The 13,696-nt window shown below is 56.9% G+C and carries 18 protein-coding genes; 12 read left to right on the top strand and 6 right to left on the bottom strand.

Annotated features, from left to right (window positions below):
• Positions 1 to 310 precede the first annotated feature (310 nt).
• The 12 genes from PVT67_RS16600 (at position 311) to PVT67_RS16550 (ending at position 7,293) form a co-directional block, all read left to right on the top strand.
• Entirely contained in the window at positions 311 to 712 is a 402-nt protein-coding gene (locus PVT67_RS16600; RefSeq protein ID WP_301495585.1) for a cytidine deaminase-like fold-containing protein, read from the top strand.
• The gene (locus PVT67_RS18835) at positions 699 to 1,166 is read left to right on the top strand and encodes a DUF6911 family protein (RefSeq protein ID WP_419181019.1); all 468 of its coding nucleotides are present in this window, start codon (positions 699 to 701) and stop codon (positions 1,164 to 1,166) included. Before PVT67_RS16600 ends, PVT67_RS18835 begins: the two co-directional genes overlap by 14 nt.
• Positions 1,167 to 1,310: 144 nt before the next feature.
• Positions 1,311 to 1,526, top strand: coding sequence for a hypothetical protein (locus PVT67_RS18830; protein ID WP_419181018.1), 216 nt, complete (start codon positions 1,311 to 1,313; stop codon positions 1,524 to 1,526).
• A 1-nt stretch (position 1,527) separates the two neighbouring features.
• A complete protein-coding gene (locus PVT67_RS16590; RefSeq protein ID WP_301495580.1) occupies positions 1,528 to 2,127 on the top strand; it encodes a DUF6990 domain-containing protein in 600 nt (199 codons plus the stop codon).
• A 31-nt stretch (positions 2,128 to 2,158) separates the two neighbouring features.
• Positions 2,159 to 2,641 carry a hypothetical protein gene (locus PVT67_RS16585; RefSeq protein ID WP_301495578.1) on the top strand — a complete coding sequence of 161 codons (483 nt, stop codon included), beginning with the start codon at positions 2,159 to 2,161 and terminating at the stop codon, positions 2,639 to 2,641.
• Positions 2,642 to 2,732: 91 nt separating this feature from the next.
• Positions 2,733 to 2,903: an HNH/ENDO VII family nuclease gene (locus PVT67_RS16580; RefSeq protein ID WP_301495576.1), complete on the top strand. Its 171-nt coding sequence runs from the start codon at positions 2,733 to 2,735 to the stop codon at positions 2,901 to 2,903.
• 20 nt (positions 2,904 to 2,923) lie between these two features.
• A complete protein-coding gene (locus PVT67_RS16575) occupies positions 2,924 to 3,196 on the top strand; it encodes an SMI1/KNR4 family protein (RefSeq protein WP_301495574.1) in 273 nt (90 codons plus the stop codon).
• A gap of 48 nt (positions 3,197 to 3,244) precedes the next feature.
• A complete protein-coding gene (locus PVT67_RS16570; protein ID WP_301495571.1) occupies positions 3,245 to 4,222 on the top strand; it encodes a transposase in 978 nt (325 codons plus the stop codon).
• A gap of 234 nt (positions 4,223 to 4,456) precedes the next feature.
• Positions 4,457 to 5,434, top strand: a complete 978-nt coding sequence (locus PVT67_RS16565; protein ID WP_301495571.1) for a transposase — start codon at positions 4,457 to 4,459, stop codon at positions 5,432 to 5,434.
• Positions 5,435 to 5,684: 250 nt separating this feature from the next.
• The gene (locus PVT67_RS16560; RefSeq protein WP_301494219.1) at positions 5,685 to 6,599 is read left to right on the top strand and encodes an IS5 family transposase; all 915 of its coding nucleotides are present in this window, start codon (positions 5,685 to 5,687) and stop codon (positions 6,597 to 6,599) included.
• A gap of 63 nt (positions 6,600 to 6,662) precedes the next feature.
• On the top strand, positions 6,663 to 6,935 hold the full coding sequence (locus tag PVT67_RS16555; protein WP_301495569.1) for a hypothetical protein: 273 nt from the start codon (positions 6,663 to 6,665) through the stop codon (positions 6,933 to 6,935).
• A 1-nt stretch (position 6,936) separates the two neighbouring features.
• The gene (locus tag PVT67_RS16550) at positions 6,937 to 7,293 is read left to right on the top strand and encodes a hypothetical protein (RefSeq protein WP_301495567.1); all 357 of its coding nucleotides are present in this window, start codon (positions 6,937 to 6,939) and stop codon (positions 7,291 to 7,293) included.
• A 242-nt stretch (positions 7,294 to 7,535) separates the two neighbouring features.
• On the opposite strand, the gene PVT67_RS16545 is transcribed toward PVT67_RS16550, so the two are convergent.
• The 6 genes from PVT67_RS16545 to PVT67_RS16520 are packed head-to-tail and all read right to left on the bottom strand — an operon-like array spanning position 7,536 to position 13,333.
• Positions 7,536 to 8,765, bottom strand: coding sequence for a hypothetical protein (locus PVT67_RS16545; RefSeq protein WP_301495565.1), 1,230 nt, complete (start codon positions 8,763 to 8,765; stop codon positions 7,536 to 7,538).
• Positions 8,765 to 9,457, bottom strand: a complete 693-nt coding sequence (locus PVT67_RS16540; protein ID WP_301495563.1) for an ABC transporter ATP-binding protein — start codon at positions 9,455 to 9,457, stop codon at positions 8,765 to 8,767. The genes PVT67_RS16545 and PVT67_RS16540 overlap by 1 nt, the downstream gene beginning before the upstream one ends.
• 9 nt (positions 9,458 to 9,466) lie before the next feature.
• On the bottom strand, positions 9,467 to 10,687 hold the full coding sequence (locus PVT67_RS16535; protein ID WP_301495562.1) for an ABC transporter permease: 1,221 nt from the start codon (positions 10,685 to 10,687) through the stop codon (positions 9,467 to 9,469).
• Positions 10,687 to 11,907 (bottom strand): ABC transporter permease, encoded by a 1,221-nt coding sequence (locus PVT67_RS16530; protein WP_301495561.1) that lies wholly within the window; start codon positions 11,905 to 11,907, stop codon positions 10,687 to 10,689. Before PVT67_RS16530 ends, PVT67_RS16535 begins: the two co-directional genes overlap by 1 nt.
• On the bottom strand, positions 11,907 to 12,689 hold the full coding sequence (locus PVT67_RS16525; protein WP_301495560.1) for an outer membrane lipoprotein-sorting protein: 783 nt from the start codon (positions 12,687 to 12,689) through the stop codon (positions 11,907 to 11,909). The genes PVT67_RS16530 and PVT67_RS16525 overlap by 1 nt, the downstream gene beginning before the upstream one ends.
• 23 nt (positions 12,690 to 12,712) lie before the next feature.
• Positions 12,713 to 13,333 (bottom strand): TetR/AcrR family transcriptional regulator, encoded by a 621-nt coding sequence (locus PVT67_RS16520; protein WP_301495558.1) that lies wholly within the window; start codon positions 13,331 to 13,333, stop codon positions 12,713 to 12,715.
• Between the last annotated feature and the right edge of the window lie 363 nt (positions 13,334 to 13,696).

Genomic DNA, 13,696 nt, shown 5'->3' with positions numbered 1-13,696 from the left:
ACACCCATCTTCAGTTGACGCTGTGATACGGGGTTCTAGGCTTAGAGGGTTCCCTTGGCTGAAGGAGTAGCCGGACGACTCGCCCTCGGTCTGAGCTGGTGTCTGTGCAGGACACGCCTTATTAAAATAAAAAGGACACCCATCTTCAGTTGACGCTGTGATGTGGGGATCTAGGCTTAAAGGATCCCCTTGAAATAAAAAGGACACCCATCTTCAGTTGATAACCAAAAAGCCGTCTTTGAAAAGGTTGGCAAAGACGATTACCGTATACCGCCAAACAGCATACTGAGCAAAAGGGCAGCGAAAGCCATTGGCGCTGATTGGAGCCAACAGCGAAGTGACGGTAACAGCAGAGGCAAACATTGGCGGAAATGTATTGGTCGATACTAACCAAACGGCGCGTCCGTCAGTAGATGCAGACCCAAATAAACCGACATTAATTTCCGATCTGATTCCTCCTGGAAAGCCAAACTCAACAATGGCTAACGCCCACGCAGAGGTCGCTGTTATTCAAAGAGCTTATGACAAGGGGTTGACTAGTGGTCGTAATATGTCAATTGTTGTTAGAGGAGAGGAAGTATGCTCTTATTGTCAATCGTCTACCAATATAATGGCAGCAGCTGAACGTGCAGGGCTAAATAGTCTGAAGCTGGTTGAAGCTGAGACTGGTAAAACATTTACTTGGACTCGAGGTTCCCATGAGTGGAAATAGTAATTTTTCTGATGACAATACAGGGCCTATTCTGGAGCTCTGCTATAGGGATAAAACCTATCCTCCTCCAGCAATAACGATAGAGGGACCGGTTTGGGAAAGCATGGAATCAGCAATTCGTGATGTTTTCGGAAATGGCGGCTTTGTTCGCGTTTCTGTAATTACTCCAAGAGCCTCCTTTATCCGGCAGCTTTCTATGAAGGCGTTACCAGAAAAGTGTACATTGGTCGCATTAACCCGAGCCACTGATCCCAAGAGCGAGCTGCTTGAGTGGTGGGAGAGCGGTGATGAGCCATACAGAGGCAACATTCTATTCGGAGACGATGAATGGGATGCGCGAATGGTCTGTACGAAAGTCGAGGTCATTCTCTCTTTATTCAAAGAGCTTTTCGAGCATGGAGATCTGCACGAAGGGTTGTTGCAGATGCGGTCTCAGTGGGATCCCAAACCCTAGAATACCTAAAGGATTAAAGATGAATGTCCTCTTTTCTCTTTTTAGATAGAGGAAGAGGTTCGAGTCTTCAGCAGCTGTGGTCAGACTTACTGCAAACCTGATATCGTCTACCGCAATGAAGCGGGCGAGGTTGGCTTTATCGAGGTGAAGACCGGGAATGCCGGCCTCAGCGATAACCAAAAAGCCGTCTTTGAAAAGGTTGGCAAAGACGATTACCGTATACCGCCAAACAGCATACTGAGCAAAAGGGCAGCGAAAGCCATTGGCGCTGATTACAGGCCGGGGATGACAGTGGCGGAGGCCGGTTACCCCAACGGTATCCCAGTCCTGATTCACCGTGCCCCTGGTTCGGGAGGATAAGATGAAAAAAGCAGAACTGGTCAAGTATTTTAAGGCCCGTTTCCCCTTTGAAAATGAGGGGGGGGGGGACTGGTGTTTTACATTCAAGGACGATGAACAGGGTCTGCTTGAGGGTTACCCCAACCTGAAATCGTTACGCAATGCGCAGCGATCCTGGCTAAGCCTTGTTGGTAATCCTAGATGGTTTATCGACATCAAAGAAGCGGTCTTCGTTGACAGAGGCTCTTATCTTTTTGTGGCAAGCTCCGGCGATGTAGAGGTTATCAATGAGAATGGACCTCTTGAGGTAGAGAGCGCCGGCGCAGAGTTACAAGCTAAAGCCTTTTCCTGGTTTGAAAAGCAGCTCCAGCCAGAATCGGTGGCCCATAAGCTGCGCATTCATTACGATGTCTACGACCGTGGCGGCGGCTGGCAGTTTACCCATATCACTGCCTGCATCATCAAAGGTGACGTCGAGCGATTAAAAGGCTATTTAGCTGCTTTTGAAAAGGGAGACCGTCTGAATTTTATTCCTCTGATTAAGCAGGAGTTTTTCGAAAGGGCCATCCCCCTGGCGGAAAAATACCGTTCTGGGGAGTTGGTGTCGCCGGTTGATTTCTAGGAAGGCCTCTGTGCCCAGGGCAAGGTGAGAGATGAGTGAAAGAGAAAAGAGCGTAGGTCAATATCTGGGCACCATTATGGCTTACAGCGCGCTGATGGGCGACAGCCAGACTCAAGGACAGCTGTTGGTACCCTATCTGATACTGGAAGACGGATCGGTACACTTCTTTGAAGGGGAAGACCAAGCTGATGCCGTTGCCAAGGCGGAAGCCAAAATCGCGGCGCTGAAAAGTGAAAACAAAGGATTCGCCCATTTTAGGGAAGGCCTGATCGCTTTGGCCGAACGAAAGCAGGATGTGTTCTTCTTTGAAGTCTGGCTTCCCGGCATGCCGGTGTCCCTGCAGGCCTATCAAATGGTTCAACCCGCTCCATTCAAGATGATTGAGAATGTCAAGGTGCTCAATTATGTGGATGCTGGTTTGGATGTGCAGGACACAGACGGTTTTTCTTTAGGCATCAATCAGGGAATAGCCTCGAGTAAGGAAGCGGCAGAGAAATGGCAGTCATGGTTCTAGGCGCCAGGCTGAAATACTTAAGAATTAAAGCTTGATTCTCCGGGCTAGTCTGGATGCCCTGTCAAGAATAAAAAGGACACCCATCTTCAATATGCTTCAGACCCAAGACGGACCTATTGCGGAGGTGACACAAAGCTTTCATCAAAAGAATAACAAGGTTATTCATATAAATCATGGATCAAACATTCCCTCTGGAATTAATAGGTCTGAGTTCGATGGTTGGAAAAAAGCTTATTGGAAAGCTAGGGCTGCTGGTTTTTAACTTCATGATGAGATTTTATTATGGATATACATTCTGCAATATCTGAGCTGAAAGAGTTAAGGCTGCGTTTGCCGAAAAGACAAATACTTCCAGATGATGAAATTCTAGACTCTTATGAAAAAGACCTGGGGTTTTCTTTTCCAAAAGACTATAGGTATTTTCTGAAGGTTGCTAGTGATAGTATCCTCAACGGAAAAGACGCGCTGAGGGTTACCGTTGATAAAGGTAGTCCAAGAGAGTTAATGGTTTTTGCGCATAATATAAAGGACACCCATCTTCAGTTGACGCTGTGATACGGGGTTCTAGGCTTAGAGGGTCCCCTTGGCTGAAGGAGTAGCCAGATGACCCGTCCCCGTTCTGAATTGGTGTCCGTGCAGGACACGCCCTATTACCACTGCATCTGCCGTTGTGTGCGCCGCGCTTTCCTGTGCGGTGAGGACAAGCTGACGGGCCAGGACTACAGCCACCGCAAGGGGTGGGTGTTGGCCCGGCTGGCCGAGCTGCAAGAGGTGTTCACCATCGAACTTTGCGCTTATGCGGTGATGGCCAACCACTATCATCTGGTGGTGCATATCGACGCCAAGGCCGCTGAGGTCTTGGCTGATGAGGATGTGATAAGGCGCTGGAACCGTTTGTTTTCCTTGCCACTTTTGGTCAGCCGCTATCAGGCTGGTCAATGCACCTCCGATGCTGAGCGGGAAGCTGCCCAGCAGCTGGTTGATGACTGGCGACAACGACTATGCGACCTGTCCTGGTTTATGCGCTGCCTCAACGAACACCTTGCCCGCAAGGCCAATGAAGAAGACAACTGCAAGGGCCGCTTTTGGGAAAGCCGTTTCAAGTCCCAGGCGATACTGGATGAAGCGGGCTTGCTGGCCTGCATGGCTTACGTGGATTTGAACCCGCTTCGGGCCAAGGTGGTGGAGGTGCCGGAGGATTCACCGGACGTGTCCTTGTCAGAGCGGTTGCCAGAGAGGGCGGTCCAGCCTGAGAGCGGCAATCCCAAGCCGGCGCTGCTGCCCTTTGTCGGCAACTTCCGTAAGGACATGCCCAAGGGCATTCCCTTTGCCCTGGCCGATTATCTCGAACTGGTGGACTGGACAGGCCGAGCTCAACGGCAGGACAAGCGGGGTTTTATCACCGCCGATACCCCCGCCATCTTGCAGCGGCTGGGCCTGGACGCCGACAGCTTCCTGCTGGCCGTAGGCCACCATCAGTTGTCGAAAGGTACGGTGATAGGACACCAGCATACCCAGGCCGCCTACGCCCAAAGCCATCACCGACGACGGGTTAGTGGCCCGGCGATAAAAGCTGGCTGAGCGCCTTCCTGCTCTAGCCAATCAACAAGGCTCTGCTTAGGCGAACGGCCTGAACGGGTGCTGCCTCTTTGGACTGTTTTGAGCCGGTTTCCAATGCCCCTCCATCGACCATGGCCAAAAGCCTTGCCAACAAGCTCCTCTGGTGTAGAGGATATAAAGGACACCCATCTTCAGTTGACGCTGTGATACGGGGTTCTAGGCTTAGAGGGTCCCCTTGGCTGAAGGAGTAGCCAGATGACCCGTCCCCGTTCTGAATTGGTGTCCGTGCAGGACACGCCCTATTACCACTGCATCTGCCGTTGTGTGCGCCGCGCTTTCCTGTGCGGTGAGGACAAGCTGACGGGCCAGGACTACAGCCACCGCAAGGGGTGGGTGTTGGCCCGGCTGGCCGAGCTGCAAGAGGTGTTCACCATCGAACTTTGCGCTTATGCGGTGATGGCCAACCACTATCATCTGGTGGTGCATATCGACGCCAAGGCCGCTGAGGTCTTGGCTGATGAGGATGTGATAAGGCGCTGGAACCGTTTGTTTTCCTTGCCACTTTTGGTCAGCCGCTATCAGGCTGGTCAATGCACCTCCGATGCTGAGCGGGAAGCTGCCCAGCAGCTGGTTGATGACTGGCGACAACGACTATGCGACCTGTCCTGGTTTATGCGCTGCCTCAACGAACACCTTGCCCGTAAGGCCAATGAAGAAGACAACTGCAAGGGCCGCTTTTGGGAAAGCCGTTTCAAGTCCCAGGCGATACTGGATGAAGCGGGCTTGCTGGCCTGCATGGCTTACGTGGATTTGAACCCGCTTCGGGCCAAGGTGGTGGAGGTGCCGGAGGATTCACCGGACGTGTCCTTGTCAGAGCGGTTGCCAGAGAGGGCGGTCCAGCCTGAGAGCGGCAATCCCAAGCCGGCGCTGCTGCCCTTTGTCGGCAACTTCCGTAAGGACATGCCCAAGGGCATTCCCTTTGCCCTGGCCGATTATCTCGAACTGGTGGACTGGACAGGCCGAGCTCAACGGCAGGACAAGCGGGGTTTTATCACCGCCGATACCCCCGCCATCTTGCAGCGGCTGGGCCTGGACGCCGACAGCTTCCTGCTGGCCGTAGGCCACCATCAGTTGTCGAAAGGTACGGTGATAGGACACCAGCATACCCAGGCCGCCTACGCCCAAAGCCATCACCGACGACGGGTTAGTGGCCCGGCGATAAAAGCTGGCTGAGCGCCTTCCTGCTCTAGCCAATCAACAAGGCTCTGCTTAGGCGAACGGCCTGAACGGGTGCTGCCTCTTTGGACTGTTTTGAGCCGGTTTCCAATGCCCCTCCATCGATCATGGCCAAAAGCCTTGCCAACAAGCTCCTCTGGTGTAGTGTTGAACGTGGATGGACTGAAGATGGCGTTGTTTCCCAAATCCGGTGAACCAATCCGCCTGACTGTGATCCGATCCCCGACGTATCGATGGGGAACAGCAGATGGGTCAGGCTAAACGCACTATCACCAATTGGGCAGACTACAACCGCGCCTTGGTTAACCGAGGCTCATTAACCTTCTGGATGGATGAAGCGGCTACCCGCCATTGGCATTGCCAACAGCATCACGGCGGTCGGGGTCGTGGTTTCGAATACAGCGACACCGCCATCGAGACAGCGCTGATGCTCAAGGGCCTGTTCGACCTGCCGCTGCGTGCCTTGGAAGGCTTTATCAACTCGCTATTCCAGTTGATGGAACTGCCGTTGACCTCGCCCAGTTACAGCTGCATCAGCAAGCGCGCCAAGACGGTCAACATCCGCTACCGCCTGCCCAGCAAGGGCCCAGTTGCCCACCTGGTTATCGACGCCACCGGGCTCAAGGTCTATGGCGAAGGCGAGTGGAAGCAACGCAAGTACGGCAAGGAGAAGCGCCGTGTCTGGCGCAAGCTACACCTGGCCGTCGATGCGCAGACCCATGAGGCTATCGCCGCCGAAGTCAGCCTGGAAAACGTCGGTGATAGCGAGGTACTGCCCGGCCTGCTCAATCCTCTGCGCCGCCGTATCGACCAAGTCAGCGCCGACGGGGCTTACGACAGCAGAGCCTGCCACCGGCTACTGCAAAGAAAAGGCGCCAAAGCCAGCATCCCGCCTCGCAAGACAGCGGGGTACTGGGAGCAAGGTCACCCAAGGAACGAGGCAGTGGCGGCGCTGAAAGCCGGGCAACTGGCCGAGTGGAAAAGGGAAAGCGGCTATCACCAACGCTCAAAAGCGGAAACGGCTATGTCGCGATACAAGCAGCTCATCAGCCCGAAGCTGAGTCTGCGCGACTACAACGGCCAAGTGGCAGAGGCTTTGGCTGGGGTGAAGGTGATGAACAAAATGCTGGGCCTCGGCATGCCTGTTCGCCAGGTCAGTTAAGGGCAGCAAGCCCTTTAGGAGCAGGCTTTCCAGGCTCTGATTTGATCAACAACGCCACTGAAGATGGATGTCCTTTATTTTCTTTTTATTTTCTTTATCCTTTATTTTCTTTACTTTATTTTCTTTATTTTTTATGAGTACAAAGTCTTTATGAAAAAATATGTAGACCCTAGAGGAGTACCATCAACAGTTGTAGAATCTGTCATTGAAAACAGTAAGGCAAGTCCTGGTAAATATGATGGTACATTCATTCATGCTGGAGGAAATATTAAAGCTATAGTCAACCACAAGGGGAAAGTTGTCTCTGTAGTTCCAAGTTCAGGAAAGGGTGGTTAGTATGTTCATTGATTTTGATGATAATGATTTGAAACGATTTTTCCTTTCATCTCCTAAGGAGATAGGAGATTTTGAGGGAGGGGAGTTTATATACTCAATTAGTTATAAGAACCAATTTTCAATTGTTTTAAACATCTCTACATATGAAAGAGAAGTTTTACTTATGGTTAGTAGCTCTATTGGCAGTGAGCTATCTAGTAGCATTTCTATTTCAGAAGTTTTATCTATAGTTGCATGCGAGAGTGAGTTGATTATAAATGGCGAAGGCAATGTAGTTGCTCTATCGAAGGATCTAAAAGATACCCATCTGGAGTTGACGCTGCGGCATTGTGATCCAGAAGCTAACGGCTCTCATTGAGGGATTAATAAAGAAAATAAAAAGAGAAAATAAAAAAGAAAATAAAAAGGACACCCATCTTCAGTTGACGCTGTGATATGGGGTTCTAGGCTTATAGGATCCCCTTGGCCGAAGGAGTCGCCGGATGACCCGCCCGCGTTCTGAGTTGGTATCTGCGCAGGACACGCCTTGTTACCACTGCAGCTGCTGCCGGGGAACCCGTTACTCCTATTGCATCTCTATTCTTCCTTGCCGTTCGCCAACTAGAAATACAGCTCAAGTTGGACTTGCAGCTGCCTGGGTTGGGTCAGGTAGGGGGCTTGGTCCTGGAGCAGGGGCAGGCCGCCGAACTCTGTGCCCTTGTTGCCCATGGGCAGGCGCAGGTCGGCCTTGAAGGTCAGGTTGTCGCTCAGGGACCAGCTGAGCTGGGTGTCGAACAGGGCGCTGGCATCCTTGAGGTTGAGGATCAGGCTTGGCATCAGCTGCACCAGGGGGGTCCACTGCCAGGTGCCCCCCAGGGCCAGGTAATCCCTGGCCGTCACGAATTGCTGCCCGCGCCTGAGCCGCACCGCCAGGGAAGGGGCCAGTTCCGCCAGGCTGTAATGGCGCCGGGGTTGGCCGAAGCCGTTGTGGTAATACTCGACAAAAGCGGTGTAGTCCCCCTGCCAGATGATGCCGGCCCGGGTCAGGTTGAACAGCAGGGAACGGGCATGGCCCCCCTGCCTTAGCCCGGTACTGACCAGCTCCAGGTTCCAGATGTTTTCCCCAAAGGGGCCGCTGGCGCCCGCCCCGAAAGTGGGGTCGCCTCTGTCGCTGGCCGCCAGCAGGGTCCATTGCAGCTTCTCTCCAGGGATACTGGCGAAGAGGGCCTGGGTAGGCTTGCCGCCGTCGGCGTCGAAGCCATCCCTGTTCTTATGGGGGACCAGGGCAACTTGCAGGTCGGCGCCGCCGTCGAAAAGCCACTGGCCATAGGCCAGGTCGGTGCCGCGCTTGTAGGCCGTATCCAGTTGCACCGGCTGGAAGGGGTTGACCAGATCCATGGGGTGGAACACCTGCCCCGCACCCCAGGTCAGCGCCTGCCTGCCCAACCTCATTACCAAATTTTGGCCCGAATAACCGAGGTTGAGCCTGTCCCAGCGCTGCTGGTACTGGCTGTCGTGTCCTGCCCGCCAACCTTGTTGCAGGTCCCAGAGGCTGTCGTCGCTCCCCTGGGCAAGCTCGGGAAAGGCGGCGGCCTTGTCCTTGGCCAATGCCACGGCGCTGCCCTGGCTGCCGTCGAGCTGCCAGGCCGCCTTGAAGGCCCAGTTGCCCAGGCTCTGGGCCAGGGCCAGCCTGAGCTGGGCACTCGTCTCGGCGCTGGTCTTGTGGCCCAGGGCTTCATCCAGGCTCTGGCTGCCGCCATCCTGCCAGTCGCCGCCGACTTTCACCCTGCCGCCGAGATCCGCACCCTGGGCGGCAAAACAGAGCAGCGACAGGAAAAACCAGCTGCGCATCAGGCCGCCTTGCTCTGGTCGCTTTCGATCAGCCCGTCGGTGAGCACTATGTGCCTTTTGGTGTGGGCTATCACCTTGGGATCGTGGGTGGCGACTATGATGGTCACCTTGGACTCTTCATTGAGCCTGGACATCAAGGCCAGGAGCTCGTCGGAGTTTTTCGAGTCGAGGTTGGCGGTGGGCTCGTCCGCCAGCACTATGGCCGGATGGTTGGCCAGGGCCCTGGCCACCGCCACCCGCTGCTGCTGGCCGCCGGAAAGCTGGCCGGGCTTGCGGTCACCGAGGCCGGCCAGGCCGACCTGCTCCAAGAGCTCGGAAGAGCGTGCCCTGCGGCTGGTGGCGTCCACACCCTGCAACTGCAGGATAAATTCGATATTTTCGGCGGCCGTCAGTACCGGGATCAGGTTATAGGCCTGGAACACGAAGCCGATGCGGTTGAGGCGCAGGTCGGCAAGCTGCTGTTTGCTTTCCTCGAACAAAGGCGTGCCGTCGAGGATCACTTCCCCCGCCGAAGGCTGCTCCAGGCTGCCGATGATGTGCAGCAGGGTGCTTTTCCCCGAACCAGAGGGGCCGGAGATGGACACGAACTCCCCCTTGTCGAAGCACAGATCCACGCCGCGCAGGGCTTCCACCGTCGTCTCGCCCTGATGGTAGCGCTTGGTCAGCTGTTTACATTGCAAGATGGCGTTCATTGTTGTCCCTCAGGTTGAGCGCATGGCTTCGATGGCGTTGAAACGGGTCGCCCTACGGGCCGGCCACAGGGCGGTGAGCACGCCAAGGCCCCAGACCACCAGAACAGTGGTCACGAATTCCTTGAGCTCGAGGCGCGGATAGAGCACCCGTTCTATGCCCAGGAAGTCGGCCCCGGCCGACAGACCCTCCAAGGAGATGCCGTCTTTCAAGGCGTAGACGGTCAGGTAGGCGGAGATGGCCCCCAGGAGCACACCGAAACCGATGATCTGCACCGCCTCCAGCAGCACTTCCAGCATGATCCAGCTGGGCCTGAAGCCCAGGGCCTGCAGCAACCCGAACTCCCGGGTGCGCTCAAAGACGGCCATCAGCTGGGTGTTGACCACGCCTATGGCGATCAGCACGAACATCACCCACAGCCACACATAGATAAAGCCCTGGGTGAGGTCGTGTATGCCCTTGGTCATGGGTTCCAATGTATCCCAGCCCTGGATATCCAGCGCAGGCGCCGCAGCCTTCAGTTTTGCCAGGACAGAGGCCATGCCCGGCGGCTCCCTGGTCATCAGGGCGATCTCCGAGATTTGGCCCCCGGCATGGGCGAAATGCTGGGCCTGCTCAAGGCCGATGAACAGCAGGCTGTCCTCCAGGGGCTGGGAAGCAGCATAAATACCCTTGATGACCACGCCCCGTTCCTGCAACTTGCCCTCGGCGTCGTTGGCCATGACCACCAGGCGCTTGCCGAGACGGGTCTTGAGCCGTTCGGCCAGGTGGCGGCCGATGAGCACGCCGGGGTCTTTGTCGCCTAGGAGCCGGGCGCCCTGCAGGGGGCAATCGGCGATGAAGGACAGCCCCGCTTCTCTTGCCGGCTCTATCCCCACCAGGCTGATGGGAAGGGTCTTGTATTCGCTCTGCACTATGGCCGGGATGCGCACCCGCGGCGCCCAGTGGCTGATGTCAGGGCCATCGAGCCTGGCGAGCAAGGCCGCCGCTGGCGTGAAACTGTGCCTCATGTCCGGGTCGTCCAGATAGCCGGGGGCATGGAGCTGGATCTGGGCCGTCATGTTTTTCAGGCTGCCCTTGAGGGAGCTGTCTGACCAGGCCCGGATCAGCGCGTTAAAGGTGAGGATGGACCAGACGCCGATGCTGACCACCAGCAAGGTGATCAGGGTGCGCCGCCAGTTGCGCCACAGGTTGCGCCAGGCGAAGGGAAAGAGGATCAATAAAACACGCATCAGGCCGCCCTCATGGCATCCACAGGCGCCAGCCTGCGTACTTTGAGATAGGGAATGAACCCGGAAAGGAAAATACAGAGCGCCATGGCGCCGGGGCCGGCGCTGAGGCTCAGCAGGCTTAACCTGGGGTACAACTTGCCGGGCAGCCCCCACTGGGAAAAGATGGCCTCGGCCCCTGGCATCGACATGCCGTAGTGGCCCGTCACCAGGGTGATGGCGCCGCCGATGGCGATGCCTAGCGCCAGGCCGAAGAAGGCCAGCAACATCAGTTCGAGCCAGATCATGGCCCCTATCCTGCCCGGCCCCATGCCGATGGCCAGCAACACCCCGAATTCCCTGGTGCGCTCCAGCACCGACATCAACAGGGTGTTGAGGACGATAAAGACCACCACTATCACCAGGCTTACGTACCACATCAGTGAGGTGTTGAGATCCAGGCTGATGGCCCCGTCCATGCCCGGCTCCAGGGCCTGCCAGGGCTGCACCGCCAGCCCTTGGCCCTGCAAGGCCTTGACGAGGGCCGGCAGGGCCTGGTTGATGGCCGCCAGGCTGGGGCCGGACAAGGCGACGAGGTTCACCGCCTTGCCCATGGCGAAGGTGCTTTGGAAGCGCCTTAAGGGCATCTGCGAGAACTGCCGGTCGATGTCCGCGGTGCCGGTGGAGAAGATCCCCACCACCTCCAGCACATCGGCGGCGATGCTGCCGTCCAGGCCTTCGCCGAGCAGGGTCAGGCTATCCCCTGCCTTGACCCCGAGGTTGCGGGCAAGGGAGCTGCCGAGGACTATGGCATCGCTGTCGCCGGCTTCGAGGTAGCGCCCCTGAACCATGCTGCTGTGCAGCCTTGTGACCTGGACTTCCCTGGCCGGGTCCACCCCCATCAGGGCGGCGCCGACGCTCTTTTCCCCCAGGGACAGGATGGCGAAGGTGGTGGCGCGCGGCGCCATGGCGACCCCGGCAAATTGCTTCTTCAGCCCGGCCATCAGCTGCTCCGGGTCTTGGATGCGCTTCTTCAGATCCGGGTCGGCCTGATAGCCCTGGGGCTGAACCTGGGCGAAGCCGTCGAGGATACGCAGCAGGTTTTCCTTCATGGTGGCGTAGGTGCCGAGCTGAAAAGACAGCAGAAACACCATCACCGTGGACGCGAAGGCGATGCTGAGCAGGTTTAGCGCCGTGCGGCGGGGTTGGCGCCACAGGTTCCGCCAGGCCAGGGAGAGAAGCATCAGTCTTGCCCCTTGAGTTCGTAGTGGCGGGGGTTGCGCAGGTTGGACTTGGTCAGGAGGGCGCCTGGAATGGCGACATCGAAGCTGGCCTGCAGATACTCTACCTTCGTCCAGCTGTCGTCGGCGCCGGCCTGGTGCATGGTCATCGCCACCGGGTATTGGCGGCCGCCAAGCTCCCCGACCTGGATGGTCTCCATCACCTTGACCGGCTGCATGTCCTGGTCGAAATATTGCTCGCCGAGCAGCACGCCGTCGTCGCGGACGCGCACCAGTTGCTTGCCCCAGACAGTGGCCGCATTGGGCTTGGGCAGGGCCTCGATGTCGTAAACCTGGTGGCCGTCCTGCTGGCTGATGCGGACTATGCGGTGGCTATATTGGGTGAGGATGTCGTTGGCCTTGGCCAGGTCGTTGTAGGAGAAATCGGACCCCATCCAGGACTGGGCCATCATGCTGGCCGGCAGCTTGATGATCTGATTCAGCTTGGGGTTGAAGATCCACATGTCGTCGCCCAGCTTGAGGGTGGCGTTGCCCGCATCCTTGGCCGGCGCCGTGAAACGCACCAGCGAGTCGTCCTCGCCCCGGGTCCAGGACGACATGGCCATGGTCCTCTCCCAGCTGGGCCTGTGCACCGTCATGGTCACCTTGGTGTAGGAAGAGTTACCGCGCCAGTTGTCCAAGGTCTCTTTGATCAGCGCCGTCGGATCCGGCCCGTCGCTCTTGGGCAGTGGCATGGGCAGTGCCGCCAGCGCCGACACCTGGCACAGCAGGCAACAAGCTGCCACGAGCATCCCTTTTCGTATTTCCCTCACTTGGCTCCTCCTTCTGTTCCGATACCCCTTAGCACCATGGCCAGGAAATGTTCGGTCAGTCGTTTGACGTCCAGGCTCCTGTCGAACCAGTACTGCAACATCAGGCCGTCGATGCCCCCCACCAGCCAGGCGGCGGCGGCGTCGGCATCGGCGTCTTCCCTGAACTCGCCATTGGCCTGGCCGGCCTGGATCAGCCCGGCCGTCATGGCGCGAAACTCGCGATACATCCCCTCCATGATCTGGCCGAAGCTCCCCCTGGCCGGGCCGGAACTGGCCGCCGCCCACAGCTCCAGCGTCAGGGGAAAGAGCACTATGTGCTCCTGCAATGACAACACCGTCACCATCAGGCAGGCATTGAGCCTGCCCCCCATGGTTTCTTGGGCGGCCATGGCCGCTTCACATTGGCCCATCAGCTCGGCCTGATAGGCCTGGAAGGTGGCGTAGAAGATGTCTTCCTTGTTCTTGAAGTACCCGTACAGCGAGCCCTTGCTGACCCCGGCCGCCCGGGCTATGTCATCCACCGAGGTGCCCTGGAAACCCTTCTGGGCAAAGACCTCGGATGCCGCCTGGGTGATTGCAGCCCGCCGGGCTGCCTTGTCCACTATCTTGGGTGCCATGTTTTTCTTTTATTGACTGACCAGTCAGTCAATAAAAGCAGGTGGTCAAAGAAACATCAAGACTTTGTTTGAAAATTATGCGAAGAGGGCGGCATGCTTGGCCGTGCCGGCGAAGTGTTCCTGCTAATGGTCACTGCTAGGGTTGGGGCGAAAGCCCGCTGTGGTAAGTAGAACGCACTGGCTGTAACGGCCAGGCCCCGGGCGTTTGGCCAGATCAGCATCAACAACCCCTTCATTAGCTCGGCCGCATCGGCGACAATAGCGCCGCTCCTGAAACGAGGGGTTCTTAGCGAGTCGTCCGGGGCCGATGCAGAACCTGAAGGTGTCAAACCGGCGAACTCGCCATCCATCTCTTTATTATCA

It is taken from the genome of Gallaecimonas kandeliae, assembly GCF_030450055.1.
GTDB classification, from domain to species: Bacteria; Pseudomonadota; Gammaproteobacteria; order Enterobacterales; family Gallaecimonadaceae; genus Gallaecimonas; species Gallaecimonas kandeliae.
Note: the sequence above shows the minus strand (reverse complement) of the source record. Positions and strands in the feature narration are given on the sequence as shown.

Excerpts from the sequence above, each read along its gene's own strand:
- PVT67_RS18835 (WP_419181019.1), top strand. The coding sequence starts at position 699 with ATGAGTGGAAATAGTAATTTTTCTGATGACAATACAGGGCCTATTCTG.
- PVT67_RS16590 (WP_301495580.1), top strand. The coding sequence starts at position 1,528 with ATGAAAAAAGCAGAACTGGTCAAGTATTTTAAGGCCCGTTTCCCCTTT.
- PVT67_RS16585 (WP_301495578.1), top strand. The coding sequence starts at position 2,159 with ATGAGTGAAAGAGAAAAGAGCGTAGGTCAATATCTGGGCACCATTATG.
- PVT67_RS16580 (WP_301495576.1), top strand. The coding sequence starts at position 2,733 with ATGCTTCAGACCCAAGACGGACCTATTGCGGAGGTGACACAAAGCTTT.
- PVT67_RS16575 (WP_301495574.1), top strand. The coding sequence starts at position 2,924 with ATGGATATACATTCTGCAATATCTGAGCTGAAAGAGTTAAGGCTGCGT.
- PVT67_RS16570 (WP_301495571.1), top strand. The coding sequence starts at position 3,245 with ATGACCCGTCCCCGTTCTGAATTGGTGTCCGTGCAGGACACGCCCTAT.
- PVT67_RS16565 (WP_301495571.1), top strand. The coding sequence starts at position 4,457 with ATGACCCGTCCCCGTTCTGAATTGGTGTCCGTGCAGGACACGCCCTAT.
- PVT67_RS16560 (WP_301494219.1), top strand. The coding sequence starts at position 5,685 with ATGGGTCAGGCTAAACGCACTATCACCAATTGGGCAGACTACAACCGC.
- PVT67_RS16555 (WP_301495569.1), top strand. The coding sequence starts at position 6,663 with ATGGATGTCCTTTATTTTCTTTTTATTTTCTTTATCCTTTATTTTCTT.
- PVT67_RS16550 (WP_301495567.1), top strand. The coding sequence starts at position 6,937 with ATGTTCATTGATTTTGATGATAATGATTTGAAACGATTTTTCCTTTCA.
- PVT67_RS16545 (WP_301495565.1), bottom strand. The coding sequence starts at position 8,765 with ATGCGCAGCTGGTTTTTCCTGTCGCTGCTCTGTTTTGCCGCCCAGGGT.
- PVT67_RS16540 (WP_301495563.1), bottom strand. The coding sequence starts at position 9,457 with ATGAACGCCATCTTGCAATGTAAACAGCTGACCAAGCGCTACCATCAG.
- PVT67_RS16535 (WP_301495562.1), bottom strand. The coding sequence starts at position 10,687 with ATGCGTGTTTTATTGATCCTCTTTCCCTTCGCCTGGCGCAACCTGTGG.
- PVT67_RS16530 (WP_301495561.1), bottom strand. The coding sequence starts at position 11,907 with ATGCTTCTCTCCCTGGCCTGGCGGAACCTGTGGCGCCAACCCCGCCGC.
- PVT67_RS16520 (WP_301495558.1), bottom strand. The coding sequence starts at position 13,333 with ATGGCACCCAAGATAGTGGACAAGGCAGCCCGGCGGGCTGCAATCACC.